This is a genomic window from Streptomyces luteireticuli, assembly GCF_041519305.1.
In the GTDB taxonomy this organism is placed as follows: Bacteria; Actinomycetota; Actinomycetes; order Streptomycetales; family Streptomycetaceae; genus Streptomyces; species Streptomyces luteireticuli.
Map to the genome: position 1 here is coordinate 297,156 of NZ_CP167928.1, position 25,801 is coordinate 322,956.

The following is a 25,801-nucleotide window of genomic DNA, read 5'->3' on the forward strand; positions in this document are numbered from 1 at the left end:
AGTGTTCCCGTTCATCGAGGAGCTTGTCGCCCGGGCCCAGGCCGACGGGCTGCAGCTGACCGGTGAGGGCGGGCTGCTGCAGCAACTGATGAAGCGGCTGCTGGAGTCCGCGCTCGACGGCGAGATGACCGATCGTCTCGGCTATGACAAGCACAATCCGGCTGGCAAGAACGGCGGCAATTCCCGCAACGGCAAGCGGTCCAAGACCGTGCTCACGGACGTCGGTCCGGTAGGGATCGAGGTGCCCCGGGACCGGGAGGGCTCGTTCGAACCGCAGATCGTCAAGAAGCGCCAGCGCCGGCTGACCGGTGTCGATGAGACGGTGCTGTCGCTGTCCGTGAAGGGGCTCACGCACGGTGAGATCTCGGCTCATCTCGCCGAGGTGTGCGGCGCCGAGGTGTCCAAGATGACCATCTCCACGATCACCGACGCGGTGATGGAGGGCATGGCCGAATGGCAGTCCCGGCCGCTGGACCGAGGGCTCCGGTTCGGACGGCGACTTGGCAGGTCATCCGTCCTAAACGGGAGTCCCGGTCCGTTCGACACGGCCCTGACGCCCTGCGGCCAGCACACTCACATGATCACCACGGCTTGTCTCTATGGTCACGGGCGTGGTCTTCCGAGAACGCGGAGCCCTTTCAGGTTCAGAGGGATTCGGCTTGGCGGTAGAGGGCTTCGGCGGTCTTTCCCAGCCGCGTCCCGTACATCCGGCCGCCAGTCCCTAGGGAATTGACACCGACAATGGTGCCCAGACCGGTGCCTTCATCGAATCCGGTCAAATGCGGGCCTCCACTGGCTCCTCGGCCCAAGGGACATGTTTCCCGCAGAGAGGAGTGGACCCCTTCAGGGGCTCCAGTGGCTGAGCCGCTGCAGCTTACCAGTCGCGCGCCCTGATTCTTGTTCCCAATCTCGCCCTCGTAAGGGTAGCCGAAATTGTAGATTTTCTGGCTGGCACTTGGCTCTTCGGTGAATGCGATGGGCATTGCTCCGGCAGATTCAGCCGCAGTGCGTTTGTCCTTGCCGGTGTTCAAAGTCACCATTGCAGCATCGTGGCCTTCACCGATCGGATTCCGCGACGTGGTCCACGCCTTATCGGTGATCATCTGCCGTACGGTGAAGCCACCGTACGGCATGTATTTATCCTTGCTCTGCTCGTCGCCCTTGTAGCCGGGGACAAAGTACAGGTTCTGGTTCCACTGCCCCGGATTGAAGGTCGGGTCGGTGGGGTTACCGGTGCGTTGCAGATCACCGCCGAGGCAGTGGGCGGCGGTGACAACGGTGGTGCCTGTCCTGCCTTTGGTGATCGTCGCGGTGCAGGATCTGTCCATGTGGTCGGACGGGGTGGTGAAGAACAGCCGTCCCACGGCCTTGGAGACGAGCCCGGCCTTATTCCACTCCGCATCAGTGGGTTCGCGCGGGTCCTCCGGCCCCGGGGCACCGACCGCGATCATGCGCTCGAGTGTCCAGTACGCTTCGACTTCCTGCTGCTGCGTGGCGCTGACAGCCGCAGGCTGGACAACAGTGTCTGGAGCAGATTCATCAATGGGGTTGGCCAGGGCAGACGGCACGGCGCCCAGGAGCAGGACCGCTCCGAGAACCGGTACGGCGGTTTTGCACGCGAACCCAGTCTGTGTGCGCATCCGGATGTTCCTTCAATCGTGAGTAAGTGATCCCGAGCCAGCCTCGTCAGGGAATGCAGAGGCGCTGCCAGGTTCTTGACATCCTGCACGCTGCTCGGTGCAGGCCGGTACACGGCCGCGTCATCCTGTGCGTCACCCGGCAGCGACTCTCCCCATAATCGGTCCCGTCCCGGATGGCGTAGCAGCCGTAAGTTACGCACAGAGTGCAGCAAGGCGCCCTAAGCGAAGCCTAAGATTCTTAAGATCGCTTCAGCTGAGGTTCCCATCGAATGAGCTCGAAGGCTCGGTTGGACTAGGGATGTCATCAAAACGAACGGCGGATCGTCACCGCGGATGGAGTTATCCGCATGTTCAAGGAGGTCGGCAGGTATGCGCCGAGCCGGGCCAGAGTCCCCTACGGGGCGTTGCTGCCCACTGCCCGTTCGCCGCGTACGAATACGCGCCCGCCACCACGGCCGAGGCGGCAATCAGTCAGCACCGCCACGAACGGGTGACGCAAGCCCCGCCGCCGATGCGGATCTGGCAGCCCGACCAGCAGATCCAGGGCTGATGCAAAGTCCTGTCGGTGCTGGTCAGGGTAGGCGGAAGGCCGAGGGGGTGGGTGAAGGAGGTCTGCACGGTCAGCGTTACAGCCCCCCGTCCTGCGTATCTCTGCCATTGAACTTCCCCACAGCAGACATCTCCACACTACGAGAGGAGGCACAACTCCGTCCATGTGCTGGGGTGCGTTGCTGCCGCTGAACAGGTCCCGCAGAACTTGGTTTGCCAGGGTTGCTGGGGCCGGCGGTTCTTCGCGGCCGGTGGTCATTGGGCGGAGCACATGCCTGAGAGTGCCCGTTGGAGTCCTTGTGTGTGGAGGTTGTTGAGGTGCTGGTCGTGGACGAGGCTGTCGGTACTGTTGTCACGCAGTGTGGGACACAGGGGCGTGCGCAGAATGGACTGGCTCTCCTGCAGGGCCGTCAGGATTGCCGTGTTGGCACGGTTGATCTCGTCTCGGATATGGTCGAGATCCGGTGCGCTGTCAGGGCGCTCCTGAGGGTAGTCTTTCCACCGGTCGTGCAGTCCTTGCTGGACAAGCTTATTGGCTTCGATCTGGTCCTTGAAGATTTGCCGCACCACAGCTTGATCGAGATGGAGCCGTTGTGCTTCGGCGTTCATGGCCTCCAAGACCTGTTCTTCTCGTGCGGAGTCCTCGATGGGCTTGCCCGAGATCCATTTTGACGCGGCGACCTGGTCCGCCGTCATGAGCCGTTCGGCTGCCAGGTCGACGAGTCGCGCCAGTGCCTTCGTCGCCTCGGCGCTCTCGTAGTTCGTCTCGGTGGACCTGCTGGTTGCCGGAGGTCCCTCGGCGTGGGCTGGGCTGGCTGCTATGGGGCCAAGGGCGAGGAGTCCGCCTATAACCAAGGTGACGAACGGCTGGGTTACACGGCTTCGTTGATCATGATGCAGAAACACAGTACTGGCCTTCCATATCCTCGGGCTCGCTGCGCAGCCCGGTCGTCGAGAGGTCCCGGCTTCCTTATGGCACCATCGTGACGCACGAGAATGGTTGGAAAATATGACCAAAGTTATACGAAAGGGCGACGAAAGTCAGGCAGGGGCTTGACCGATGGGCTGCGGGACCTTGCGGGAGCCGACCAGAGCTGTGTCATGGTCGGTCATGTGTGGCTGATCCCGGTCTGGGGGCGAACTATCGGGGGGACCAGGAAGGATATTCAAAACTCTGCGAATCTTGGATAGTTGATTATGGAAAGGGAGATCGGTCCCCTCGGCGTACCGTACGACGTGTCACCGCAAATACGGACGCTTGAGGGGACCGATGCGCTTCCACCGTACTACCGGACTGAGCCCACATCAGCTGTCCCTGCTCATCGGCCGGGTGGAGCGCCGGCTGCCGGACTGGGACCGGACGACGGGACGGCCGCGCGTGCTGCCGTTGTGGAAGCGGTGGTCCTGCTCTGCTTCCTTGCTGCGGCACGATGCTGCAGGAGATGGCCGGCGAGCTCTTCGGTGCCTCCCAGCCCACCGTCTCACGCTACGGCACGCTGCTGCGGCCGGTAATCCGCAGTGCCCTCAAGCAGTTGGGGTTCGGCATCGCCCGGCTGCCCTGCGGCGAGCCCGTCCTGGTCGACGGGTTCCTCGCCCTCTGCTGGGACCGGAAGGACGCCGCGCAACTGTTTTCTGCAAAACACCGGCGCGCGGGGCACAACAGGCAAGTCGTCTCCGACAGGGCCTCCCCCTGTGGGGTGGACGCCTCGATCGGCCCGTGATCAGGGCCGGGGAGGAGTCATCTCGTATGGTGATGAAGGTGTACTCGCCGGAGTTCAAGGCGGATGCTGTCGCGCTGTACCTGTCGGACCCGGACCACTCGCTGATGCGGGTGGCGAAGGACCTGGGAGTGAGCCGGGGCACGCTGCGGGACTGGGCAAGGGCTGAGCGGTCTCGCCGCGGCGAGCACAGCACGACCAGGAAGACGATGAAGGAGCCGGCGGCCGTGGACGAGACGACACGGGAGGAACTGGAGGCCGGGATAGCGGCCCTGCGCGCGGAGCTGAAGGCCGTGCGGAAGGAGAACACGACGCTGGCCACCGGGCGGGACATCCTGCGCAAGGCGACGAAGTTTTTCGCCGCAGAGATGAATTGGTGAACCGCTGCCGTTTCATCGAGGACCACCACCGCGCCTGGGGCGTGAAGCGGTTGTGCCAGGTACTGGAAGTCGCCCGTTCCAGCTTCTACAAATGGCGGCGCGGGCGCGCGGGATGTGCCGAGAGGGAGCGTGCGGACCAGGCCCTGGCCGGCAGGATCCGGGGCATCCATGCGGACTCGGACGGCACCTACGGTGCCCCGCGCATCACCGCCGAGCTGCGGCAAGCGCATGGCATGCGGATCAACGAGAAGAAGGTCGCCCGCGTCATGCGCAAGTTCGGCATCACCGGCCTGCACCTGCGCAAGACGGTCCGCACCACCGTGCCCGAACCGTCCCCGGCACCAGTGCCGGACCTGCTGCAGCGCGACTTCACCGCCAACACCCCGAACACGAAGTATGTGGGCGATATAACGTATCTGCCGGTCGGGGACGGGAAGTTCCTGTATTTGGCGACGGTGCTGGATCTGTGCTCGAAGCGCCTGGCGGGCTGGTCGATCGCCGACCACATACGAACCGAGCTGGTCACCGACGCACTGCGGGCAGCCGCCCGCACCCGCGGCGGGAACCTTGACGGGGCGATCTTCCACAGCGACAACGGTGCCCAGTACTGCTCGAAGGAGTTCGCGAACGCATGCCGCGAACTCGGCGTGACCCGCTCCCGCGGAGCCGTCGGCACCAGCGCTGACAACGCTGCCGCCGAATCCTTCAACGCCACCATGAAAAGGGAAACACTCCATGGAAAGAAACGCTGGCCAGGACCGCGCGAGGCCCGTCTCGCCGTCTTCCGGTGGGTGACCCGCTACAACACCCGCCGACGGCACTCCGCCCTCGCCCACACCAGCCCCATCGACTACGAACAACGAACGGCTACGCTAGCCGCAACCGCATAACAAACGGTGTCCACTTCGCAGGGTGAAGGCCCGTGAGGGACTCCCATGGCCGGGTAGTCACGGAGCGTGCCCTCGTAGTCGTTCTCGGGATTGGGACGGGAGACGACCTCGATGGCCAGGTGCGTATGACGTGGGTCGATCGCGTCGACATCGGCCCGCTCCATCTCCTCGTCGATGACGACAAGGTCCGGAATGCGGAGGATCCCAAGACCGGGATCCTCGACATCGGTCTCGAACATGATGATGAGGCCGCTGCCTTTCAGCTGTGAGTCCAGCTGGGCTCACAGCCGGTTGGATACCCGCTGGTGATGTAGCGCGGGGCTCATCATCCACAAGAGTTGGCCATGGCTGATCTCTGGTGGGCTGAAGCGCGGTGTGTGACTGAGTTCGTGACGATGGTCACGGAGGTGCTGATAAATGGCCTGCTCGGTCATACTCCCCACTCTATAGAACCATGCCGGGAAGCGTAGCTTGATCATCTCGTGGGTTGGGCCGGGTCTGTGGTCGGGATGGTGTGTCCTGGGTGATCTCGATTCCGTACTCGGTGATCTTCTTGCTGTGACATGCCGACCGAGTTCGACGGACACGGACCCGCGCAGGAAGGGTCTTTGCGTGAAGTGGTCTTGTCCGGGTTCGTCCGGTGAGCCCGAGGGCGGTCAGGGGCCGGTGGTGGTCGTGGGCGGTGTGGGAGGGCTGCGGCGATGTCGGTGTGGCCGTTCTGGCGCACCGTGATGTTCCGTACCGGGCCCGGTACGGGCTGTACGGCCAAGAGTGTTTCCCTGGTGGCAGGGCGAACTTGCGGGTGAACGTCCTGAGGACGGTGCCCGTGTCGCCGACCTCCGGTTCCTTGACGTCGTCGCTCTGAACGACGGCGGGCAGCGGGCACCGCCCGCGCACCCGCAGCCGCTGGGGTCCCGCTCCTCGCAGTTCTCCGCCGGGAGGACACTATGCCGCACGTCGCCGTCATCGACGCCATGGTCATCCTCGAACGCGACGGCCGCGTTCTCCTCGCCGAAGGCTCCGGCGCCGACCGTCTACTCAACCTCCCCTACGCAAAATCGATTCCGGTGTGCCTCCCCTCCTCCTCGTAGCAGGTGTTGGCGCCCAGGTTCGCCGCGGCGCACTGACCAGCGGCCATGCTCCGACGGTTTCCCCCTCCCGCTCCGGGGGCTGCAGCACGGACGTCTGGCAGGACCAGCCGTGCCTGTTGAGCAGCTTCGAGACCCCTTGGGGGGTGTACTGGACATGAAACATCCGGCCGATCACCGTCTTGATCCGGTTCAGTGTCCAGCCCTGATCGTCAGCGAAGCCGTGATCCAGTGGTCCGCGCTTCAACTCCGCCTCCAGACACTCCCACTGATCAGGGGTCAGACGCTCCCGCGATACCGGACCCTTTGACCTCAATGCCGCCGCCCCGCCCTCACGCCACTGCCGATGCCACTGCCGCACCGTGCTCAGGGTCACCCACACCTCCGCCGCAATCGCATCAGTACTCTCACCCTGCTCAAACAACTCGGCGGCCCTCAGGCGCAGCCGTTCGCACCACTCCTGCTCGGCAGGCGAGTAACCGCCCCGTTGCGCATACCGCATGAAACCGGCATACCGCAGGGATCATGAAGCGTCACCCCATTGAGGTAGGAGGCCCGGCCTCAATGCCATGGCTGAAAGGTGTGCAACTGCCCAACTCAATACAACTATAGGTGAGTTACCGGTGGTTCGTTAAACCCGGCGGTAGGGATCAAGAGGTCTGCCGGTGGTGACCGCGTCGAGCAGGGCTTGGAGTTCGGCGGGCGGGTCTTTGGTCCGTCCAGGCTCGCCGCCAGCGTTGCGGGGTGATCGCGGGGGTGAGCCAGGAACGTACGGCGCGTAAGGCCCTGGGCCAGCAGGGTGGTTGGGGCTGGTGGGGTGTGGTGGGTCCCCCTCTCTGGCCCGTTGTCGGGGCAGGGGTCCGGTGCGGTGGCGTCCAGTGGCCCGGGTGGGGCGAACCACTGGTCCCAGCAGAAGGTGAACGCGCAGGTGACCAGGGTCTGGTGGCGGCGGATGGCACGGTCGGAGCGGACCTGGAAGTCGGCCCAGCCGAGTTCGTCCTTGATCTGTTTGTAGCTCTGCTCGATCCAGGGCCGCAGGCCATAGAGGTCGTTGGAGGAGATATGCCCGAAGGGCGCCCCCATGGGGGCGCCCTTCGGGCATATCTCCTCCAACGACCCTGGTGGACAGGAATCTCCTGGCCGGCCAGGACGTCAGGTGGCAACGGCCTGCTGCCCTCGCCCGTGACGTCGGGCTCGCCGCTGTGATCGAGACGGTCACGGACGCGGGCCTGGAGGGCGTCGGCGAGGGGGGTGCTCAGGCGATGCAGACCTCGCCGCCTTCGCCGTCGGGCAGCAGCGTGATATCGCTGACCAGGGTCCGCAGCAGGCGTTTGCGGTCCTTGGCGCTGGTGGCCGGGTCGTTCCAGGGCCTGGCAGGTCGGCTACGGGTTTCTCCAGGACTGCGCGGCCGGGCAGTGCTGGGCGGGCCTTGCGGGTGGTGACCAGGATGGCCTCGGCGTCGTTCGGTACGGCCAGTTCCGTCTCCCAGCGACCCATTTAGCCTAACCTGCATGCGCCCTTGACGATTTTATTTTACACTCACTGTGGGGGATGAATGTCGATTGGAGAACGATATGGGCGATTTTGTCATCAGGACCGGAGATACCCTAACCGTGACAATCCCCGGAGGAACTATTATTCCGGCCGCCGCCTCCCCTGTACCCCTCGCAGGATCAAGTGTGAAGATGAAGGTGGAGAAAATGGCGGTGTGTCTGGAGGGTGATGAGCTTCCTCAATCATTAAAGGTCCCGTTAGCATACACGGCAGGGTCGTACACTACTCCAGGCCAGGGGACCCTGACGTTGACCTTGACCCCCACCAATAAGACATCCAAGACGAAATGCGAAGGCAAGCACATCTTGATTAAGGGCGGAGATTTTCCGGCCAAATTCGTCGTCGGCACCCCAGCCCAGCAGCCAGGTTCTCCGCCGACCCCAGACCCTCAGCCAGTAAAGAATGGGACTGCAAAGTTTACGACAACCAACACAACCAGCAAGGCGGGATAGTCAGAAGGCCCCAGGCCCCAGGCCCCAGGCCCCAGGCCCCAGGCCCCAGGCCCCCGGCCCCCGGCCCCCGGCCCCCGGCCCCCGGCCCCCGGCCCCACGCGGGGCGCGGGCCCGGGGCCGGGACATGAACACCTCCCGCCACAGCTTCTTCGGCTACCGCCACCACCCGCTCGCCGAGGCCACCCGTCCCGACGGCGGTCCCCTGCGCCTGGCCTTCCGCACCAGCCCGCGTATCCGCACTCATGAGGACATCTCCGAGGCCGCCTTTGCCGTCGGCAACCGCCAGGACGCCGACGGCAACGGCCAGACCTGGCCCGCCGACATCTGCTCCGTCTCCGTCGGCGACGTCGTCAAGGTCAACGGTCCCGACCACTGGATCGTCTACCTCAACGTCGACTCCGTCGGCTTCTCCGCCGTCCCGGAGCCCACCACCCTGGTCAACCTCACCGGCACCTGTGCCACCAGCCGCCACTGACCCCGCCCGGGCACTGGCCCCACGCGGCCCCCAGGCCGGGACGCACCCCCCTGTCCCGGGCCGGGGGCCGCCCGCGCATCCGAGCCCAGCCCGTTCCTGCGCCGTCGCACTCTGCGCGACACGGCCCGCCTCGCAGGCCTTCACGGCCCTCGCCACCGGAAGCCCCGCCGCTCTTGCCCGGCTACCCCTCCCGCGTCACACAGTCGTCCCGCACCGAGCAGAGGTCCGGCCCCCTGTCCGGCTGGCGCCATCGTCGGATTCATCGGCCAGGGGAGCGATGACACCCCCCGCTTCCCGGCTGTCCCATCCCCGCACCTCATTGCCAGGGAGCACCTGTGTTCATCCCCATCCCCATCCCCATCCCCATCTCCGTCACGGCCGAGCCGTCCGAGACCCGTGTCCCTGCCCGTGACGGGAACGCCGGCGTTCGGGCCTGTCTCGACCGGGGTGTCCATCCCGCCAGCCGCTTCCCGCTTCTGGCTGGTTCCCCGGCGGGTTGTGGGGACTGTGCTCTTGCTGTCGTTCAGGTCCTGACCCGTGCCGACCCTGACACCAATGCCGTCGGGTTGGTCGGGAACCGGCTCACGTGTGCGGCTGCTCCTGTGTCCCGCCGGGGCCGCCGGGGCCCGGACCTGCGCCCCGAGACTCCCGTGTGCGAGCGGCTCCGCAGCCGCCACGACACGCACCCGGTCACCGACCCCGACATACCGGACTGGCACTGCACCGTGTGCGGGCGCAGTGGTGAGGGCCGCCGAGACCGCGCCGCCAACGCCTGTGACTGCCCTGGAGGGGACCCTGTCCAGGCACTCGGCTGACAACCGCCCCGGCCGCGGCCCGCCGTACCCACAGGGCCGGGGGCGCATATCCGGGTGGGCCGCCGCCAGGCGCTACGCCCTGCTGCGCTAGCCCTGGCGACCGCGAAGTTCAGCGCACTCGGCCCGCGCCCGGCGGGCCCGGCCGCCGCAGATGGCTGTGCCTGTGCCCCAATCACCCCTTCGGCCACCGCTTCCACACCCCGCCGTGGCCCAACAAGCAGCCCCGCTGCGAGAACTGCGGAGCACCGGCCCGTGAATGAGGCCCCCCGGTCTTCGCGCTGGCCCCCGGTACCGGTGCCTCACGGTGCGGGGGCCGTGCTGTGCGCGTGCTGCCGGGTGGCCGGGCAGCGGGAGCTGCGCGGAGCCCTATCAGGGCCGGTAGGAGCGCCGCCTGCCCTGCGGTTGCTGGGCTAGCCCTCCGCTTCCGCACGGTGAGCCCACACCGCCACCGGCACTGAAACGGAGTCTCCTGTATGTCCGGTTCCGAGTCCGCTACTGTCCGTCTGCGTACCCCCGCCGATGTTGCCGAGGCTCTGCCGTATCTGCTCGGCTACCGCCCCCGCACGTCCCTGGTCGTCGCTGTCTTCCACGGCGCCCGGCTCACCGGCGCCGCCCGCCTGGATCTTCCGGCGGGGGAGTCGGCCTGGTTCGACTTCGCCGCCGAGACGGCCCGCGGGCCGATCTCCATGCTCGACGATCGGGACCGGCCCGTACCCGACTCGGTTGTGCTCTACCTCGTCGACGACCCCGCGCCCGGCCGGCCCGCCCGCACGGTTGCTGCCCATCTCGCGCCCTTGGCCGGGCTCCTGCGCGCCGCCTTCACCCACCACCACGTCACCGTCCAACTGGTCCTGTGCATCAGCTGCCACCAGTGGTGGGACCTGACCCTCGACATCACCCCGGGCCCCGGCACCGCCCTGGCGGACACCACCCCCGGACCCGCAACCGTCGCGTTCACCGTCGCCGGAAGGCGCCCTGCCTCCAGCGAGGACGCCCTCACCGCCACGTTCACCCCTTTGGCCGGCCCCGCCGCCGATACCCTGCGCACCGCACTGGACACTGCCGCGTCCGCCCATTGCCCCGGCGCCGCCGCACGGCCTGGCGCCGCCCACGTGCTTCTGGAACGCGCGGCCACCGCCTTCACCGACCCGGCCACCACCGCGCTCCCCGTGGCCGACACCGCCACCCTCCTGTACGCCCTGAGGGACCGCCTGGTCCGTGACTGGGCCATGAGCCTGCCCGACACCCACACCATCCCCGCCGCACGCCGCCTGTTCACCTACCTCGCCACCGCCGCCGTCGGCCCCCACGAAGTGCTCGCCTGCGCCCCGTTGACGCTTCTGGCCGTCACCGCCTGGTACGACGACGACCAAGCCCTGGCCCGCCTCGCCCTGCGCCGGGCACACCACCTCGACCCCGCCGCCCGCCTGCCCGCCCTGCTCCAGGCGGCGTTCAACCTGCCCATCTCCGTCCAGCAGCTCAAGGACCTTGCCCGAGCCGGACGCTCCACCAGCTGACCCGCCCGCACCCCGCCCCGGTTCGTACTCGAATTCCCCGCTCCCCGGCCAGATCCGCGGCCGCCCTCGCCCTCATGCCGCCCGCCCTCCACACCGACCTCGCCCGGCCTGGCGCTCGGCCGGCTGGCCCGACCGCTTCCGCACGCAGTTCCCCGAACTCCCGGCTCTCGCCCGGGGTTCGGGGTTCTTGCCGTGCCTGTCGCCACGTGCCGGGGGCGCGTGCGGTAAGCGGGTGCCGAGGCCGCCTCCCTGAACCTTGTGCGTCGTCTCAGGTGAGGTCCAGGGTGATGCGCAGGGCGGTGGAGATGCGGTTCATGGTCTCGGTGTCGACGGTGCCGAGGAACTCGCCGGAGGCGAGGCGCTTGTCGGTCAGCGCGGTGAGGTCGACGGCGACAGCGGCGCCGTGCACGGGATGCGACAGGGGGATGGTGACGACGGTGTCCGGGGCGCCCTGGGTCTCGTCGATCATCATGCACACGGCGGTGCCGGGCAGCGCGTCCAGGGCGGCATCGGACTCGACGATGACCACGGCGCGGCTCTTGGTGGCCAGCTGGACGCGCCAGACCTGGCCGCGGGCCAGGGGCGTCACGCGACGTCCTCGCCGAAGATGTCGGCGAGCTCCTCGGTGTCGTTCGCGGCCTTCTCGCGCCAGGCCCGTACGGCAGGGGCTGCGTCGCGGAGCTGCTGGGCCCTGAGCGCCTGCTCGACGTAGGCCGACAAGTTCCCGCCGGAAGCGGCACGGGCATGGGCAAGGAGGTCGTCCGGCAGGGTGACTGTGGTGCGCGTACGAGTGCTCATACAGGCAAGCATACTTCTGTATGACGCCGTGATGCGGAGCCGGTCGAAAGGCCGGGCTCGTCGGCCCGGTGCACCAGGGGCAGCCGCGACGCCCGGGCATCATCTCGGTGGGGGGAGCCGGCCTGGTCCGGGTTCGCCGCCGAGGCGGGTCGCGGGTTGATCGCCATGCTTGACGCCCGGGACCGGTCCGTGCCCGATGCGCGGTCGTGCTCTACCTCGTCGGTGATCCCGCTCCCGGTACCCCCCGACCGCACGGTCGCCGTCCGCCTCGTGCCTCTGGCCGGGCTGCTGCGCGCCGCCTTCACCCACCAGACTGTCTCAGTCCGACTCGTCCTGTGCGTCATTGGCAACCAGCGGTGGGACCTGACCGGTGACACCACCCCGGGCCGTGGAACAGCTCTGCTGGAGACCACCCCCGGACCGGTGGCCGTGGCGTTCACTGTCGCCAGGCAGTTCCCCGCCCTCGGCGAGGACGCTCTCACCGCTACGTTCGCCCCGGCGGCCGGCGGTGCTGCCGACACGCTGCGCACCGCGCCCCCCCACCACACCGACGCCGCTTGATCCGGCAGCACCCACGCGCTGTTGGAACAGGCCGCCACCGCTTTCGCCGACAGGGCCACCACCGCGCTCCCTGCGGCAGCCCCCGCTGCCCACCTGCCCGCTCTGTTCCGGGAGGCGTTCAACATGCCCATCTCCGCCCGGCAGCCGAAGGATCTCGCCCGGGCCGGACGTACCGGCTGACCCACGCCGCCCCGACGCCGCCCCAGGCCGCCGAGGCCCCCCGGACTCCCGGCTCCCGCCCGGAGTTCGAAGGTGCCATGCCCGGCCCCGGCCACTGCGGGTGCCGGGGCCGGGCGGGGGCGTGTTCCCGCCTGTGAGGCTGGCCGGGTTGCGGCTGGCCGTTGTGCCGCTCCTGGCCGGTCGGGGTCTTCAACCGCTCTTCTGTCCGGCACCGCGTGCGGCCGGGCCGGCCGCTCCCCGCTCCGCTGCGGGCGGTCGTTGCACGGCTTGCCGGTTCCTGCTCCACGGTGCGGTCGCCTGGCCCGGCCGCCGTCGGCCCGGCCCCATCGAAGGAGCCCCTTGTGACACATCCCAGCCCCGCGGAACCGGCCGTTCACGTTCCTCGTGAAAGCCTTCGCCGTCGCCCCCCCCTCGCCACCCCCACACCAACGCCGAGAGCAACGCCGGACGCCGCACGCCGATCCGCCATTCCATCACTACGCGTCCCGCCCGCGGCCATCTGCTTGACCGGCTTGCGGGCCGTCGCGCCAGGGTACGACCGCCGCCCCATGGGAGCGGCGGGGGAGGGGAAGAGCGCCCTTCCGGTCGTGACCGGCAGGACGGACCCGATGATGCGCATCCTTCTCGACGGCTTCCGCGCGGGCGCCCGGCGCTTGGCCGAGGCCCTGCCCCGGCCCCTGCCCCAGGGCGGAGCGCGCTGCGCCGACGCCGTGCAGGCCGCCCTGCCTGCCGCGTGCCATGTCCGCCGCGCTGCGTCCGCCCGTCGGTCGCCCGGCTGTTTGCGGTGCTAACCCGGCGTCGCGGCAGGGTCGCTCTCGCCGGCGCCGACCGCAGTCGCGGCGTCCCGAAGCCCATTGACCTGCGGATATCGGCCGCCTCACGGCCATCTGCTGCGTGCAGTGCCGACGCGCGCTGCCGCTATCGCCATCACCGAGGAGAGGTCCATGAGTCACTTCAGCCTGCTTGTTGCGCTTCCTCCCACCAGCCCCGACAAGGTGGAAGCCGTCCTCGACGACGTGCTCGCGCCGTTCGGCGCAGACACCGTGGTCGCCGCCTACCGCGACTACGAGAGGGGAACGCCGAGGACTACTGGGTCGTCGCGGCGTGCCGGGAGGATGGCCAACTGCCCGCAGAGGGACCCCTGACCTGGAACCAGGTCGCCGATGCGGTCAACGCCCGCTACCAGCACGACAAGGACAGCAGCGCGTACCTGCACGTCGATGACGACGGCCGCGCCTACGAGGTCAGCACCTACAACCCGAATGCCACATGGGACTGGTGGCAGATCGGCGGCCGCTGGACCGGCTACTTCATCCTCCAGGCGCACACCGCCGACGATCCGCGTCTGCTGGTCGGGTCGCCGGGTGTGTTCGGTGGTCCGTGCCCGGCCGGGCGGGTGGACGGAGGCCCCCGCGGTCTCCTCGATTTCGCTGCGATGCGCGCCGAGACGCGGCATGCAGCGGGCGAGCAGTACGACCAGTGGCAGCGCCTTGTTGCCGGACTTCCCGAGGCTGACGGCTGGTCGACGTTCCTCAGCCGCCACGAGGCCGCTCCGGGCTCCTACACGATCGGGCAGGCCCGCGAGGAGTACGGCGCACAGCCCCAGGTCAAGGCCGCCCGGCAGTCCCGTGACTTCGTGTGGATGGACTGCCCCATCGACACCTTCGCGCCGGGACGCGACGCCTACATGCAGCAGCGGGCCGACCACGCCGTTCCCGGCTACGCTTATCTGGGCCTCGACGGCGTGTGGCAAGCACCCGGAAGGATGGGGCTGTTCGGGCAGAGCACTGACACACCCCAGGAGCGGGCCGAATACGCCCGCTGCATGAACGAGCAGCTGGATGCGCTCCCGCCCGACACTCTGCTCGTCGCGGTCGACTGCCACATCTGATCGAGGCCCCCTCCCGCCCGGCCCCGCCCCTGCACCTGCACCACGGGCGGGGCCGACCCACGTCCGCCCTGCCGTGTCCTTGCCGGCCTAGCCCCTCCGGCATCCACTATCACCCCGCATCCCGCGCCTGGCGCCCGCCCCTCTGCACCCCCGCCGCTGGGCGGCCCCGGCCGCGGCGCCCTGCCCGTCCCCACCTGATGCGAGGAATCCGACATGACCCAGAACACCCCCACCCCCGCGCCCACCCCCGACAGCACCCCCACGCCCGCACCCGTGTCCACGCCGGTATCCGCATCCAGCCCTGCGCCGGTGTCGAGTGCCGCGCCCGCTTCCACACCCACGCCCGCTGTCCCCGGGAGCATCGAGACTGCCATCGACCACCCCGGGCAGGTCCGGCAACTGCTCGCCCTGCCCGCCGACCAACGCCCCGGCTGGCTCAACGCGTTCCTCGGCACCATGACCATCCCGCCGATCTCCGACACCAGCACCAACCCTCTGCTGGACGTCGTCATGGCCAACACCGCCCACCGGGACTGCACGCTCGTCTTCCCCCTCGACCAGGTCCTCGCCGTCGCCGAGCACGCAGCCAACGCCACTGAACACGCCTTCGGCGACGGAGAGCGCGAAGCCGCGCCCGGCCTGTGGTGGGTCAAGGACGACGGCGCCTACCTCATGAGCAACGGCCAGCAGTCCACCGGCGTCCGCGTCAAGGATGGTCGCCTGCCCCACACCGTCTACGCCGACAGCTGGGGACCGGGCACCGACCCCCGCTCCATCCTCGGCGGCGACGACTTCTGCCAGTCCATCGACCTGACCGCCCCTCTCACCGGGGACGGCACCACGCTCCTCGACATGCTCCGCGCCGGTGCCGCCGACGGTGCCACCCACTACCGGATGCAGATCGTCTTCGACGACGAGTACCTGCACCTGACCCACATCATCGACTAGGGCCTGTCCAGCGGATCATGTGCACAAGGGTGCGCACGGCGGCACACGCAAAGGTGGGAGCCCTCTCACAAAGGGCCCCCACCACCCCGTGTGTCGACTGAACGGAGAAACACGGGCATGAGTCATTCTTCCAGATCCGGAGCCATCGGCCCCGGATGCGCCCGGCGTGTCACGGACGAAACCAGCGCCGGATCGAGGCGACGGTGACGGTGCCGTGGAAGACATGGGCGCGCTTGCCGAACCTGGTGGCCACGGTGCGGGAGTTCTTCAGGGCCAAGATGGTCCGCTCCACTTCGTTCCTGCGCTTGTAGATCGTCTTGTCGAAACCAGCGGACCGTCCGCCCGGCCCCGGACACCCCCACCCCGCAGACCTCCTCCCCGCGCACCCCGGACTCGACCAAGCAGCCCTGCAGGCCTGGTACACCCGGCACGGCTTCACCCCCACCCCACGGCGCGGCGACCCTCTCCTCATGCTCCGCCCGCCCAAGTCGACTCCTCAGCCCTGAAGCCCCCACCCCCCTGCCCGGCCCGTGTCCGGCGGCATGACCTCTCCTCATCGCCCTGATCAACCGCCCCTCCCTGGCACCCCCCATCGGCCTCGAACTCCCGGCACCCGCCCGGGGCTCGGGGCCGCTGCACGTCCGTCCCGCCGCCGGTCCCGCCGCCGGTCCCGCCGCCGGCCCTTGCGGGCCTTGACGCCGCCCAGGGCACTGTTAGCACAGCCGGAGGAGATGCTCCCGCACCACCCCTCGACATACGGCCCGTCTGACCCCGCCCTCGCCCGACCCAGACTGAACGGAGCCCGCGATGCCTCTTGTCACCAGCATTGACCTACCCGACTACCTGACCGCCCCCGCCGTCCACCACGGCGCCCTCCCGCCCTCCACCGAACGCGCCCCGCAGGCACGTACCGCCCGCGCCCTCGTTGCCCACGCCCTGGCCATCCTCACCGAGGCCAAAGAACCGCTCGCCGCCTACACCGCCACCGGCCACTGCATCACCGAAGGCGCCCACGTCGACGCGCAAACCCTCACCCGCGACCGCGTGAACGTGATCCTCGAACTGAAACTCGCGCACTTCGATGCGCAGCTCAACCCGCACCACCACCCCGGATACCCCGCGCTGCGCGCCACCCGCGTCGCCCAGGCCGACCGATGGGCCGACCTGTTCCGCGCCAAGGGATGGCAGGCGCAGGCCGCCCACGGCACGACCCCGAACCGCCTCGCCTTCGTCCTCACCCCTCCCGCCCCCGGCACCCCTTGACCCCACAACACCCCCCGGCCCCGGGGCCCCGCATCCCCCGGGGCCCCGGGGGTCGCCACATGGCCCGCACCACGCGCCCCCCGGCCGCTCCTGCCGTCCGCACCCCGTCCCGTAGCGGGACGGGCTTGCGGGGCTTGGCGCCGCCCGGGGCAGTGTCGGTAACAGCCGGTAGGGATGCTCCCGCACCATCCCCTCACCCCCGGCCGCCGGGCCGCCCCCACCCCCCCAGGGGCGGCCCGGCCCCCCCCTTTTTCGCTTCACGCCACCCCCAGGGGCTACAAGCCCCGCGCCGCGCCCCCGCGCCGCGCCCCCGCGCCGCGCCCCCGTGCCCCGGCCCCGCGCCGCGCGTCGGCGTCTGCCCTGGCCTCCGCCGCCGGGCGGCCCCGCCACACCCCTATCCCTCCCGACCGATGCCAGGGAGTCCTCTCATGACCCAGCACACTCCCATCACTGGAACCGCCCCGCAGCCCGGCGCCCACTACGTCGACACCCTGCTCCGCGACGTCCTCGGCAACGCCCACCGGGCCAAGGCCGCCGCCGCCGGACAGGACTGCACCCTCGCGTTCCCCCTCGACCAGGTCCTGGCCGCCGCCGAACACGCCGTCACCGCCCCCGAGCACGCTCTCGGCCCCGGTGACACCGAAACCGCGCCCCGCCTGTGGTGGATCAAGGGCGACGGCACCTTCCTCATGAGCAACGGCATCCACCACCACACCCCCAACACCCGTGACGCCAACGGCCGCTGGCACCACATCGCCTACGCCGACACCTGGGGACCGGGCACCGACCCTTCCCCCCTCCTCGGCCGGAACGACCTCCACACCACCCTCGACCTCACCCACCCCGCCCCCGACCCCGCCCCCGACCCCGCCCCCGACAGCGACACCGGCAGCGCCCCCGACACCGACAGCGACAGTCAGTCCCTGATCGACCTGCTGCGCACCGCCGCCGCCGACGGCGCCACCCGCCTCCTCCTCCACATCACCCACAACCAGGAGGGAATACAGCTCACCATGACCACCAACTAGCCCACCCCGCACCCCGCAGGCCCCGCGTCCGGACATCCCCGTCCCGGCGCGGGGCCTCGCCGTGTTTCCCGCCAGGAGCATCCGCCACCCCCACCCACATTCCGCCCCCCGGCACCCGCACACCACCCCCGCCCCCGCACGCCCCCCGGGCCGCCTACTGTCCCGACGAACCCACCCAGGGGGCCAGGCCACCACCACAGGAAGGGGGGGGAGCGCCGTGAAGCAGGAGACCACCATCAACGAACTCGCCCAGTACACGGGCCTCTTCAGTACCGTCGACCACATCACGGTCCTCGAGACCGACCCCAACACCGGCATCACCGAAGAGGTCACCCTCCCCCCGCCGCTGATCCGCCGCTCCCAGCGCCGTGACGACACCATCGTGTGGATCCTCACCCCGCCCGGCGTCCACGAGCGCATCTTCGTCGCCGACCAGGCCCCCGTCACCGTCTACCTCAAAGACACCACCCCCACCCACCCCACCGGCCACACCCCACAACAACCGCCCGCCGCCCCGCAGCAGCCCGCCCCCGCGGCCTGACAACAGCACCCCGCTTACCCTGCCCAGCAGCCGCAGCAGGCCCCCGCCCCACAGTCGGCCGCGCCCCCACGGCCCCCCGCCCCCCGGGCCCACCCCCCGGCCTGACCCCCCCCCCCTCATTCCTCCCCACCCCCCGGCTCCGGCCCCCACCCCGGCCCCGGCTCCGGCCCCGGTCACCGCCCCGCGGTAGCCGGGGCCGGCCCATGCCCGCCCCGGCCACCCCGGCCGGCCCCGGGCCGAACAGCACCCCGGCACCCGCCCCGGGCCGCCGGTACACGCACCCACCGGCGCGCGACCGCCCCGCACCTCACCGCGACGGCGGAGGCCACCCCGCCCGCTCCCCACCAACCCCCGGCGCCCCGGGACGCCCACCCGGCAACGCCCCGGGGGGAACGGGCGGGAGAGGAACAACCCGCGCGCCCCCAGGCACAGGAACAGCCGGACCAGCCACCGGGGGCGCGGCCACCGGCCCAGCCCCCGCACCCCCGCCCCTGTCCCTGTCCCTCGGCCCGGTACTCGTCGGCCCCGCCGCGCGCGCCCCGTCCCGCTGCTCCCCGTCCTGCTCCCTCTCCCGCTGCTCCCTCTCCCGCTGCTCCCTGGCCTGCCGCTCCCCGCCCCCGGCCGCCCCCTCCTGCGCCCCTTTCGGCCGTCCCGGGACGCCCCCCTCCCTCTTCCCCGGCGCCGGAGTCGGCTCCTGCCCGGCCGCCCCACGGCCCAGCCGCCGCAGCTCCTTGACCCGCTCCACCCCCACGCCCAGCCGCCGCCCGCACCCGGCCACCGTCTCTCCCGCCTGGCCCATCGCCAGCACCACCCGTGCCACCGCCAACTGCGCCTCGTCAACCCGCGCCTGACCGCGCTCGCGCACCTGCCGCACCTCCGCGGCCACCACCGCCGCGTCCTCGACCGCCAGCTCGAAGTCGGCCACCAGCTGGTCGAACTCCGCCTCCCGGCGCCGCCGCTCGGCCTCCGCCTCCTCCGCCGCCCGCCGCTCCTCGGCCATCCGCAGCGCGGCACGCTCCAGCGCCGCCCGCCGCCGCGCCAGCATCTCGCCGGTCTTCCCCTTGCCCTTGGTCGCCACCGCAGCCGCCCTTCCGGCTGTCGAGGGCCCGCCCGTCGCAGGCCACGCCGCGCAAGTCTGCGCCGCCCGGCGCGCGCGTCACCGGGCGCGAGCCGCCTGTGTCCCGGGCGGTAGCACGCCGGTCGCCGGGCCCGGTCCTGCTCACGGGACGGCACTTCGGACCGGGCGGGCGGGGGAGCGGGGGAGTGGGGGAGTCCTGGGGGGGGGGAGGGAGGGGAGGCGGGCTCCTGGTGGACGGGAGGGGTTCTGGTGCCGGGCCCGGGGGTGTGTCTGTCACACAGGTGGCGGGTCGGTGGTGTGGTGTGGGTGCGGCGGGGGTGCGGGTGGTCGTCGTCCGGTGGCGGGTGGTCGGTGGTACACCTCTGGCACTTTTGACGCGCGGGCGTGCTCGGGGGCGGTTTTCCCTTCGGGCGGGACGCGTGGGGAGGTTGTCTTCCGGGCCTTGGGAGGTTCGGTGCCCCGTGCCGGCCGGCACGGGTGCCGGCCGGGTGCGTGGTGGTCTTGTGGCGGTGTGGGGATGACAGCGACAGGTATCTGTTGCCCGGCGCTCAAAATGCCGATGAGTCGGGCATTCACGGTGCCGATGTTTGGTGACGACGACGCCCCGCTGGCGGGGTGCCAAGCGGGGCGTTCATCGGCAAGGTGTCGCTTTCGTCGGCGAGGTGCCGGTTGGTCAGTCGACCACCTCGCTGACGGCCGCGCGGGCGGAGGCGTCGTCGACGAGGTTCTTGCCGGTGGCGAAGGCGGCGACGAGGGACTGGAGGGCGAGGTTGTTGACCGCCCTCGGATAGCCGCGCGAGGTCGTGTGGATCAGCGAGAGGGCGTCCTCGGTGAACAGCTGGTCGGGTCGGCCGACGAGCTTGAGGTGGTGGGCGATGTAGCTGGTGGTCTCGGCGGAGGCCATGCCCGGCATGGTGTAACGAAGGGCGGTCCGCTGTTCGAGGGCGGCCAGGACGGCGAGCTTCATCGTGCGCCGCAGGGTGGGCTGTCCGACCAGCAGGCAGGACAGCGGGGAGTCCTGGTCCATGCCCTGGTTGGTCATCATCCGGACGGCTTCGAGCTGTTCGTAGGTCAGCAGGTGGGCCTCGTCCAGGACGAGGACGGGGGTGCGTCCGCGTTCCTCGCGTTCGCTCATCAGGGCCTTGCTGGTCTGGACGGCCAGGCGGGAGCCCAGGTGGGAGGGCGTCTGCCCGAAGGCGTTGACGATCTCCTCGTAGATGCCGCGGACGCCGATCATCGGGTTGGGCAGGTAGATGACGGTGTATTTCGACGGGTCGAGGGCGTCGAGGCAGGTGCGGACGGAGACGGTCTTGCCGGCGCCGACCTCGCCGGTGACCACCCCGATCGAGCGTTCGGAGATGCACCAGGAGATCCGGGCGACGGCCTCGTTGTGGGCCTGGTGCCGGTGGAGCATGCCCGGCGAGAGGTTCCGGCCGAACGGCATCCGCTCGAACCCGTAGTGGGCTTGCAGTTTCTCGATCACGTGGTGGCTCCGGGGAGTTCGCTGGTGGAGGCTTCCCAATGCTTGATGTCAAGCCGCGGCTGCTGTCGTGGGAGGTGTGACTTGGTAGCACCGTCCATCACGGACCAGGGCCCAGATGACATTGACGCGTCGGCGTGCCAGGGCGAGCACGGCCTGGATGTGCCGCTTCCCTTCGGCCTTCTTCCGGTCGTAGAACTGCCGGGAGTTGGGGTCGCTTCGGATGCTGAAGAGCGCGGAGGTGTAGAAGACGCGCTGCAGGCGCCGGTGATACCTCTGTGGTCTGCGAAGGTTCCCACTGGTCTTCCCGGAGTCGTGTGGCGTCGGGGCCAGGCCGGCGAAGGCCGCGAGGCTGTCCGGGGTGGGGAAGGCGCTCAGGTCGCCGCCGGTGGCGGCAAGGAACTCTGCCCCGAGCAGGGGGCCGATGCCGGGCATGCTGGAGATCACCTCGGCAAGCCGGTGTTCGCGAAACCGGCCCTCGATGAGCTTGTCGATCCCGGCGACCTTCTCGTTGAGGGCGGTCACCTCCTTGGCCAGGGTGCACACCATGAGCTTCCCCCGAGATGCGGAGTCAGTTGACAGAGGGTCAGATGGGACTCATGAGAGGACCTTCGACCATGGCTGCCCCGAGAAGATATCCGCTGGAGTTGCGTGAGCGTGCGGTGCGGATGTACCGCACCTCCGACCCGAGGCCGCAGATCAAGAAACTGGCCGTCGACCTCGGCGTGCATCCGGAGGCCCTGCGCGGCTGGATCCGCCAGGCCGAGGCCGATGCCGGCGAGCGCGACGACCGGCTCACCACCGACGAGCGGGCCGAGCTCACGGCCCTGCGCAAGGAGAACGCCCAGCTCAAGCGGGCCAACGACGTGCTGCGGACGGCCTCGGCGTTTTTCGCGGCGCAACTCGACCCGACCCGGCCCAGGTGACGGCGCTCGTTGACGAGCATCCCCGCCTGGGGGTCGAGTGCGTACTCCGGGAGCTCCACATCCCTTCCGCCACTTACTACCGCTGGCGCCGCGCGGAGAAGGAGCCGTGCGAACGGCGCCGCCGGGACGTCGAGCTGACCGAGCAGATCCGCACGATCCACGCCGACTCCGGCGGGATCTACGGCTCGCCGCGGGTGCACGCCGTCCTCAAACGGGAGGGCGTCCGCGTGGGCCGCAAGCGGGTCGAACGGCTGATGCGCGAGGACGGTCTTGCGGGCGTGAGCCCACGCCGCAAGAGCGGCTTCACGCGCCGGGACCCGAAGGCCACCTTGGCCCCGGACCTGGTCAACCGGGACTTCACCGCACCCGCGCCGAACCGGCTGTGGGTCACCGACCTCACAATGGTTCCGACCGGCGAGGGGCCGCTGTGGCTCTCGGCGATCCGCGACGCGTTCTCCCGCCGGGTGGTCGCCTGGGAGACCTCCGCCCGCGCCGATGCGGACCTGGTGCTGACCACCCTCGAGTACGCCCTCTCGTCCCGCGAGGTCGAGCCGGGCAAGCTCATTCACCACGCCGATCACGGCTGTCAATACACGTCCATCAAGCTCACGACCCGGTTGGTGCGGGCGGGAATTGAGGCGTCCATGGGGTCCGTGGGGGACTCGTACGATAACGCCCTCGCGGAAAATCTGTGGATGCTGATCAAGACCGAGGGCCTGCGCGGCCGCACCTTCGCCACACGTGCCGAGGCGAACCTCGCGCTCTTCGAGTACATCGACGGTTTCTATAACCCCCGCCGCATCCAAGAACGGCTCGGCTACCTCAGCCCGATCGAGTTCGAGGAGAAGCACTACACCGACCAGGCGACGGCCGAACCAGCGAACCTGAACACCCATCAACCCGTCCCGACCTGCTGATCAGCAACTCTCACGCAGCGGGGGAACCTCACCATCGTGGCGATGGCCTTCTCCCCGATGACGGCTGTGTGCTGCCGCTCGGCTGCTTCGAACGCGGCCTCGGCGAGGGACTCGGCGCCCCGCACCCTGCGGTTACGCAACCAGGTGGCCAGCCGGCTGCGGCCCATCCGCCGCAGCGCGGCCGGAGTCTGGTAGCCCGCCAGCAGGATCAGCGGCCCCATATTGGTGAGGTCCAAGGCGCGTTCCAGGGCAGGGAACATGCTGGTCAGGATGGAGCGGAGGCGGTTGACCGTGCGGGTGCGCTCGGCGACCAGGTCGATGCGGTGGCCGGTCAGCAGCTTCAGCTCGATGGTCGCCTCGTCACCGGTGCGGACCGGCTGGAGGTCGCGGCGCATCCGGGCTTGGTCAGCGATCACGCGGGCGTCACGCGCGTCGGTCTTTCCTTCGCCGCGGTAGGCGTCGGAGGCACGGTTGACGACGCGGCCGGGAACGTAGAGGAGTTCCTGGCCGTGGTTGGCCAGCAGCGCGATCAGCAGTCCTGGTTCTCCTCCGGTCATGTCGACGGCCCAGGTTGCTGTGTTGTCGTCGGCGATGGCGAGCACGTCGCCCAGCAGCTGGAGGAGTTCCTCCTCTTCATTGGCAACCCGCCGCGACAGCAGCGTCCTGCTCTCGGTATCGACGACCACGCAGTGGTGGTGCGTCTTGCCGCAGTCGATCCCGGCCCAGATCCGGCTGTTCATCGTGCCCCCAGAGGTCGTGCCTGTTCGCGTACCACGGACGACCTCGCCGGCATTGCTCTGCACAGCGACCTTCGCGCACTTCCCAATCGGCGGCCGAGTCGTCGTGGGGAGCCGGGCGGCCAAGCCTCCGGAGCCACGAACGGCACAGGCATGAAAGCCACACCCAGCTCCCCTGGGTGCCGCAACCCTACGAATGGCTGGGGCAACCCACGCAGGAAGGTAGAGCAGGGATGAACGGGCGGCCGGTCAAGGCCTCGATGGACATCTCGATGCCGGCGATGATCCAGTTGATGGCGGTGTCCTCGCCGAAGTGGCGGGCCAGGGCCGCGTCAACGGTTTCGTCGCAGGCTTCGAAGAAGCCGTGCAACTCGGCCAGGAAGACCGCGAGGTCCTCCCGGCCCGGCGTCGGGGGCACCGGCTCAGCCTTCCGTCAGGTCGACGGCTTCGGCGGGCTGGACGGGCGTCGGCGGGTCGGGGTGCAGGGCCGCGTAGTTGACCTTGTTGGACAGGTCGGTGGCGTGCGCGCGGTCGATCAGGCCGAGATAGTCGATGCCGGTGGTCGGCTTCGGCGGCTCGGCGGGGATCTCCGGCCTGGCCTTGGGGTGGCTGTTGCGGCTGATCTGGAACGGCAGTGCGGTGCCGGCCTCGGCGCCGTCGACGCAGACCTGAAGGAAGGTCAGGTCGAACGGGTCGAAGACGAGCTCGACCTTGCGGCCGACCAGTGTCGGGTCGACCTGGTAGCGGTTGCCGTGCAGGGAGACGGTGCCGGTCTTGGCGACCGTGCGGTGTTCGGACCAGCGGAAAGCCTCCGCCAGGGCGGTGGGCGCCGGGACGGGGAACGGGGCTGCTGCCATCCACCGCGCAAGCGGGGCCGCCTGGGTCTCGGAGTGCTCGCGGCGGTGGTAGACCTGTTCGACCCAGGCGGTGAACAGGCGGTTCATCTCCGCGAGGTCCTTGATCTCCCGTCCGACCTCGCCCTCGGCCGAGGCGATCTCGACGGTGAACTCACCGTTCACGGTCCGGAAGAACCGTTCGATTTTTCCCCTGCCTTCGGGGCGTCCGGGGGCGGAATGCACCAGCTTGATGCCCAGTTTCGCGCAGGCCCGCAGCAGCCAGGAGTCGACGAAGGCCGAGCCGTTGTCGACGTAGATGTACTCGGGGACGCCCCTGGCCGCGAGCGCGGGCCGCAGGGCGGCTGCGAGGCGGACGGTGTCCTCGGCGAAGCCCCAGCGGTGGCCGACCACCGCGCGGGAGTGGTCGTCGATGAAGGCGAACAGGAAGGTCTTCCTGCCGTCGATCCGTGGCCCGTGCAGGGCGTCACCGGTCCAGAGCTCGTTGGGCCGGCTGGCTTCGAATCGGCCGAAGACCGCGGACTGCTTCGGTGCCCGCAGCGAGACCAGGCCGGTGCGGTGGAACATCCGCTGGAGCGTGCGCTCGTCCGGGGCCCAGCCGATCTGGGCCTTGAGGATCCGCCGCACCTGCGCGGCCGTCCGCTCCGGGTTCTCCTTCTTCAACGCGCTGGCCAGCTCGAACACCTCCGGTGGTGTCCGGGGCTGGGCCTGGCGGGGCGAGGGCACCAGCGCGTCGAAGCCGCCCTGGCGCCACTCGAGGATCCACCGGTCCAGCGTCCAGCGGCTGATCCTCACCCGTCGCCCGTCGGGGTCGGTGTGTTCCCCGGCGGCCAGTTTGCGGACCAGGGCCCCGCGCTGGCGGCCGGTCAGGGACGGATCGGCGGCCTCTCTGATCAGCATGTAGCGGAACAGGCCGATCTGCCGGGCCCGTTCCAGCCGGGCCGCGTGTTCGTCGTCGTGCTTGGACACGTCACCTTCTCTGCAACCTCGGTGATCTTGGAGTCGCCGAGGCTGTCAGAAGCAAAACCCCTCACGTCAGAGGCAGTTCGTGTTGATCATCTTCACGGCCAGCGCGGAGCCAGGAGCTGGCCGTGCGAAACCGCCGCGGCCAGATGCTACGGCGACACCTCGCCGACCAACGGCCACCGCGACGCGGCCGCCGACCAGGCCCCGGCGACCGCCGAGACCGCGTCCGCGAACGCCCCCGCCGACCAGGCCCCGGCGACCGCCGAGACCGCGTCCGCGAACGCCCCCGCCGCAGCCGCCGGCGGCACCGGATCCACCCCCGCGTCCACCAGGAGCACCGTGAAGTACGCGCGAATGTGCTCAGCCCGCAGGGCGAACCTCCGCAGCCAGCCCCGGACCGTGTCCACCGGCCGCCCCAGCCGGGCCGCGATCGTCCTGGCCCCGTGCCCGGACGCCTTCTCCACCAGGGCAGCACCGATTACCTCCGCGAGGTCCACCCGCCTGACCAGAGCGAACACCGGAAGGAGCACATGCGAACGACCGCAACCCCCGCAC

The 25,801-nt window shown here is 69.7% G+C and carries 28 protein-coding genes and 4 pseudogenes; 18 read left to right on the top strand and 14 right to left on the bottom strand.

What is annotated here, in order from left to right; all coding sequences use genetic code 11:
- Position 1: 1 nt before the first annotated feature.
- Positions 2-475: pseudogene (locus tag AB8735_RS36995) on the top strand (transposase); the annotation flags it as partial.
- Between the two features lie 169 nt (positions 476-644).
- Here the strand turns inward: AB8735_RS36995 and AB8735_RS37000 are convergent.
- Complete coding sequence (locus tag AB8735_RS37000) at positions 645-1,640, bottom strand: serine protease (protein WP_372412215.1); 996 nt, start codon at positions 1,638-1,640, stop codon at positions 645-647.
- An 804-nt stretch (positions 1,641-2,444) separates the two neighbouring features.
- Positions 2,445-3,095, bottom strand: coding sequence for a chorismate mutase (locus AB8735_RS37005; RefSeq protein ID WP_372412216.1), 651 nt, complete (start codon positions 3,093-3,095; stop codon positions 2,445-2,447).
- Positions 3,096-3,619: 524 nt separating this feature from the next.
- Between AB8735_RS37005 and AB8735_RS37010 the strand changes: the two genes are divergently transcribed.
- The 3 genes from AB8735_RS37010 to AB8735_RS37020 all read left to right on the top strand — a co-directional run bounded on the left by AB8735_RS37010 (position 3,620) and on the right by AB8735_RS37020 (position 5,446).
- A complete protein-coding gene (locus AB8735_RS37010) occupies positions 3,620-3,910 on the top strand; it encodes a hypothetical protein (RefSeq protein WP_372412217.1) in 291 nt (96 codons plus the stop codon).
- Positions 3,911-3,936: 26 nt separating this feature from the next.
- Positions 3,937-5,177, top strand: a protein-coding gene (locus tag AB8735_RS37015; RefSeq protein ID WP_372412218.1) for an IS3 family transposase whose coding sequence is annotated in 2 segments (ribosomal slippage) — positions 3,937-4,261 and positions 4,261-5,177 — 1,242 coding nt in all. Because the reading frame shifts where the segments join, the coding sequence is not laid out codon by codon here.
- A gap of 125 nt (positions 5,178-5,302) precedes the next feature.
- Positions 5,303-5,446: a hypothetical protein gene (locus AB8735_RS37020; RefSeq protein WP_372412219.1), complete on the top strand. Its 144-nt coding sequence runs from the start codon at positions 5,303-5,305 to the stop codon at positions 5,444-5,446.
- 12 nt (positions 5,447-5,458) lie between these two features.
- On the opposite strand, the gene AB8735_RS37025 is transcribed toward AB8735_RS37020, so the two are convergent.
- Complete coding sequence (locus AB8735_RS37025; protein WP_372412220.1) at positions 5,459-5,611, bottom strand: hypothetical protein; 153 nt, start codon at positions 5,609-5,611, stop codon at positions 5,459-5,461.
- Positions 5,612-6,124: 513 nt separating this feature from the next.
- Between AB8735_RS37025 and AB8735_RS37030 the strand changes: the two genes are divergently transcribed.
- On the top strand, positions 6,125-6,268 hold the full coding sequence (locus tag AB8735_RS37030; protein WP_372412486.1) for a hypothetical protein: 144 nt from the start codon (positions 6,125-6,127) through the stop codon (positions 6,266-6,268).
- Here the strand turns inward: AB8735_RS37030 and AB8735_RS37035 are convergent.
- Positions 6,216-6,767 carry a transposase gene (locus AB8735_RS37035; RefSeq protein ID WP_372412221.1) on the bottom strand — a complete coding sequence of 184 codons (552 nt, stop codon included), beginning with the start codon at positions 6,765-6,767 and terminating at the stop codon, positions 6,216-6,218. The genes AB8735_RS37030 and AB8735_RS37035 overlap by 53 nt on opposite strands.
- A gap of 1,072 nt (positions 6,768-7,839) precedes the next feature.
- Here AB8735_RS37035 and AB8735_RS37040 point away from each other — a divergent pair.
- The 3 genes from AB8735_RS37040 (at position 7,840) to AB8735_RS37050 (ending at position 11,078) form a co-directional block, all read left to right on the top strand.
- Positions 7,840-8,271 carry a hypothetical protein gene (locus AB8735_RS37040; RefSeq protein WP_372412222.1) on the top strand — a complete coding sequence of 144 codons (432 nt, stop codon included), beginning with the start codon at positions 7,840-7,842 and terminating at the stop codon, positions 8,269-8,271.
- 124 nt (positions 8,272-8,395) lie between these two features.
- Positions 8,396-8,746 carry a hypothetical protein gene (locus AB8735_RS37045; RefSeq protein WP_372412223.1) on the top strand — a complete coding sequence of 117 codons (351 nt, stop codon included), beginning with the start codon at positions 8,396-8,398 and terminating at the stop codon, positions 8,744-8,746.
- Positions 8,747-10,034: 1,288 nt separating this feature from the next.
- A complete protein-coding gene (locus AB8735_RS37050; protein WP_372412224.1) occupies positions 10,035-11,078 on the top strand; it encodes a DUF4192 domain-containing protein in 1,044 nt (347 codons plus the stop codon).
- 268 nt (positions 11,079-11,346) lie between these two features.
- Here AB8735_RS37050 and AB8735_RS37055 read toward each other — a convergent pair whose 3' ends face one another.
- Complete coding sequence (locus tag AB8735_RS37055; protein WP_372412226.1) at positions 11,347-11,667, bottom strand: type II toxin-antitoxin system PemK/MazF family toxin; 321 nt, start codon at positions 11,665-11,667, stop codon at positions 11,347-11,349.
- Complete coding sequence (locus tag AB8735_RS37060) at positions 11,664-11,876, bottom strand: type II toxin-antitoxin system CcdA family antitoxin (RefSeq protein ID WP_372412227.1); 213 nt, start codon at positions 11,874-11,876, stop codon at positions 11,664-11,666. The genes AB8735_RS37055 and AB8735_RS37060 overlap by 4 nt, the downstream gene beginning before the upstream one ends.
- A gap of 222 nt (positions 11,877-12,098) precedes the next feature.
- On the opposite strand from AB8735_RS37060, the gene AB8735_RS37065 reads away from it, so the two are divergent.
- The 5 genes from AB8735_RS37065 (at position 12,099) to AB8735_RS37085 (ending at position 15,456) form a co-directional block, all read left to right on the top strand.
- On the top strand, positions 12,099-12,437 hold the full coding sequence (locus AB8735_RS37065) for a hypothetical protein (RefSeq protein WP_372412228.1): 339 nt from the start codon (positions 12,099-12,101) through the stop codon (positions 12,435-12,437).
- Between the two features lie 21 nt (positions 12,438-12,458).
- Positions 12,459-12,617 carry a hypothetical protein gene (locus AB8735_RS37070; RefSeq protein WP_372412229.1) on the top strand — a complete coding sequence of 53 codons (159 nt, stop codon included), beginning with the start codon at positions 12,459-12,461 and terminating at the stop codon, positions 12,615-12,617.
- Between the two features lie 944 nt (positions 12,618-13,561).
- The gene (locus tag AB8735_RS37075) at positions 13,562-13,762 is read left to right on the top strand and encodes a hypothetical protein (protein WP_372412231.1); all 201 of its coding nucleotides are present in this window, start codon (positions 13,562-13,564) and stop codon (positions 13,760-13,762) included.
- A gap of 290 nt (positions 13,763-14,052) precedes the next feature.
- The gene (locus AB8735_RS37080) at positions 14,053-14,508 is read left to right on the top strand and encodes a hypothetical protein (protein WP_372412232.1); all 456 of its coding nucleotides are present in this window, start codon (positions 14,053-14,055) and stop codon (positions 14,506-14,508) included.
- A gap of 213 nt (positions 14,509-14,721) precedes the next feature.
- On the top strand, positions 14,722-15,456 hold the full coding sequence (locus AB8735_RS37085; RefSeq protein ID WP_372412233.1) for a DUF3085 domain-containing protein: 735 nt from the start codon (positions 14,722-14,724) through the stop codon (positions 15,454-15,456).
- 169 nt (positions 15,457-15,625) lie between these two features.
- On the opposite strand, the pseudogene AB8735_RS37090 reads toward AB8735_RS37085, so the two are convergent.
- A pseudogene (locus AB8735_RS37090) lies at positions 15,626-15,838 on the bottom strand (IS5/IS1182 family transposase); the annotation flags it as partial.
- Between the two features lie 425 nt (positions 15,839-16,263).
- Between AB8735_RS37090 and AB8735_RS37095 the strand changes: the two are divergent.
- The 3 genes from AB8735_RS37095 (at position 16,264) to AB8735_RS37105 (ending at position 18,288) form a co-directional block, all read left to right on the top strand.
- On the top strand, positions 16,264-16,719 hold the full coding sequence (locus AB8735_RS37095) for a hypothetical protein (RefSeq protein WP_372412234.1): 456 nt from the start codon (positions 16,264-16,266) through the stop codon (positions 16,717-16,719).
- A gap of 428 nt (positions 16,720-17,147) precedes the next feature.
- On the top strand, positions 17,148-17,747 hold the full coding sequence (locus tag AB8735_RS37100) for a hypothetical protein (RefSeq protein ID WP_372412235.1): 600 nt from the start codon (positions 17,148-17,150) through the stop codon (positions 17,745-17,747).
- Positions 17,748-17,964: 217 nt separating this feature from the next.
- Positions 17,965-18,288, top strand: coding sequence for a hypothetical protein (locus AB8735_RS37105; RefSeq protein ID WP_372412236.1), 324 nt, complete (start codon positions 17,965-17,967; stop codon positions 18,286-18,288).
- Between the two features lie 307 nt (positions 18,289-18,595).
- Here the strand turns inward: AB8735_RS37105 and AB8735_RS37110 are convergent, their stop codons facing one another.
- The 3 genes and pseudogenes from AB8735_RS37110 to AB8735_RS37120 all read right to left on the bottom strand — a co-directional run.
- A complete protein-coding gene (locus AB8735_RS37110; protein WP_372412237.1) occupies positions 18,596-19,366 on the bottom strand; it encodes a hypothetical protein in 771 nt (256 codons plus the stop codon).
- Between the two features lie 673 nt (positions 19,367-20,039).
- Complete coding sequence (locus tag AB8735_RS37115; protein WP_372411975.1) at positions 20,040-20,849, bottom strand: ExeA family protein; 810 nt, start codon at positions 20,847-20,849, stop codon at positions 20,040-20,042.
- Positions 20,850-20,897: 48 nt separating this feature from the next.
- Positions 20,898-21,395: pseudogene (locus tag AB8735_RS37120) on the bottom strand (transposase); the annotation flags it as partial.
- A gap of 68 nt (positions 21,396-21,463) precedes the next feature.
- On the opposite strand from AB8735_RS37120, the gene AB8735_RS37125 reads away from it, so the two are divergent.
- Together AB8735_RS37125 and AB8735_RS37130 are read left to right on the top strand one after the other, a co-directional pair.
- Positions 21,464-21,772 (top strand): transposase, encoded by a 309-nt coding sequence (locus tag AB8735_RS37125; RefSeq protein ID WP_372404934.1) that lies wholly within the window; start codon positions 21,464-21,466, stop codon positions 21,770-21,772.
- Positions 21,769-22,689: an IS3 family transposase gene (locus AB8735_RS37130; RefSeq protein WP_372404936.1), complete on the top strand. Its 921-nt coding sequence runs from the start codon at positions 21,769-21,771 to the stop codon at positions 22,687-22,689. Before AB8735_RS37125 ends, AB8735_RS37130 begins: the two co-directional genes overlap by 4 nt.
- Positions 22,690-22,718: 29 nt before the next feature.
- Here AB8735_RS37130 and AB8735_RS37135 read toward each other — a convergent pair.
- The 4 genes and pseudogenes from AB8735_RS37135 to AB8735_RS37150 form a co-directional block, all read right to left on the bottom strand.
- Positions 22,719-23,429 (bottom strand): annotated as a pseudogene (locus AB8735_RS37135) (IS110 family transposase); the annotation flags it as partial.
- A gap of 187 nt (positions 23,430-23,616) precedes the next feature.
- On the bottom strand, positions 23,617-23,844 hold the full coding sequence (locus AB8735_RS37140; protein ID WP_372412238.1) for a hypothetical protein: 228 nt from the start codon (positions 23,842-23,844) through the stop codon (positions 23,617-23,619).
- A 4-nt stretch (positions 23,845-23,848) separates the two neighbouring features.
- The gene (locus tag AB8735_RS37145) at positions 23,849-25,249 is read right to left on the bottom strand and encodes a DDE-type integrase/transposase/recombinase (protein WP_372412239.1); all 1,401 of its coding nucleotides are present in this window, start codon (positions 25,247-25,249) and stop codon (positions 23,849-23,851) included.
- Between the two features lie 146 nt (positions 25,250-25,395).
- Positions 25,396-25,764, bottom strand: coding sequence for a helix-turn-helix domain-containing protein (locus tag AB8735_RS37150; protein ID WP_372412240.1), 369 nt, complete (start codon positions 25,762-25,764; stop codon positions 25,396-25,398).
- Between the last annotated feature and the right edge of the window lie 37 nt (positions 25,765-25,801).

Excerpts from the sequence above, each read along its gene's own strand:
- AB8735_RS37035 (WP_372412221.1), bottom strand. The coding sequence starts at position 6,767 with ATGCGGTATGCGCAACGGGGCGGTTACTCGCCTGCCGAGCAGGAGTGG.
- AB8735_RS37125 (WP_372404934.1), top strand. The coding sequence starts at position 21,464 with ATGGCTGCCCCGAGAAGATATCCGCTGGAGTTGCGTGAGCGTGCGGTG.
- AB8735_RS37095 (WP_372412234.1), top strand. The coding sequence starts at position 16,264 with ATGCCTCTTGTCACCAGCATTGACCTACCCGACTACCTGACCGCCCCC.
- AB8735_RS37075 (WP_372412231.1), top strand. The coding sequence starts at position 13,562 with ATGAGTCACTTCAGCCTGCTTGTTGCGCTTCCTCCCACCAGCCCCGAC.
- AB8735_RS37045 (WP_372412223.1), top strand. The coding sequence starts at position 8,396 with ATGAACACCTCCCGCCACAGCTTCTTCGGCTACCGCCACCACCCGCTC.
- AB8735_RS37050 (WP_372412224.1), top strand. The coding sequence starts at position 10,035 with ATGTCCGGTTCCGAGTCCGCTACTGTCCGTCTGCGTACCCCCGCCGAT.
- AB8735_RS37085 (WP_372412233.1), top strand. The coding sequence starts at position 14,722 with ATGACCCAGAACACCCCCACCCCCGCGCCCACCCCCGACAGCACCCCC.
- AB8735_RS37010 (WP_372412217.1), top strand. The coding sequence starts at position 3,620 with ATGCTGCAGGAGATGGCCGGCGAGCTCTTCGGTGCCTCCCAGCCCACC.
- AB8735_RS37020 (WP_372412219.1), top strand. The coding sequence starts at position 5,303 with ATGACGTGGGTCGATCGCGTCGACATCGGCCCGCTCCATCTCCTCGTC.
- AB8735_RS37080 (WP_372412232.1), top strand. The coding sequence starts at position 14,053 with ATGCGCGCCGAGACGCGGCATGCAGCGGGCGAGCAGTACGACCAGTGG.
- AB8735_RS37030 (WP_372412486.1), top strand. The coding sequence starts at position 6,125 with ATGCCGCACGTCGCCGTCATCGACGCCATGGTCATCCTCGAACGCGAC.
- AB8735_RS37025 (WP_372412220.1), bottom strand. The coding sequence starts at position 5,611 with ATGACCGAGCAGGCCATTTATCAGCACCTCCGTGACCATCGTCACGAA.
- AB8735_RS37040 (WP_372412222.1), top strand. The coding sequence starts at position 7,840 with ATGGGCGATTTTGTCATCAGGACCGGAGATACCCTAACCGTGACAATC.
- AB8735_RS37100 (WP_372412235.1), top strand. The coding sequence starts at position 17,148 with ATGACCCAGCACACTCCCATCACTGGAACCGCCCCGCAGCCCGGCGCC.
- AB8735_RS37060 (WP_372412227.1), bottom strand. The coding sequence starts at position 11,876 with ATGAGCACTCGTACGCGCACCACAGTCACCCTGCCGGACGACCTCCTT.
- AB8735_RS37000 (WP_372412215.1), bottom strand. The coding sequence starts at position 1,640 with ATGCGCACACAGACTGGGTTCGCGTGCAAAACCGCCGTACCGGTTCTC.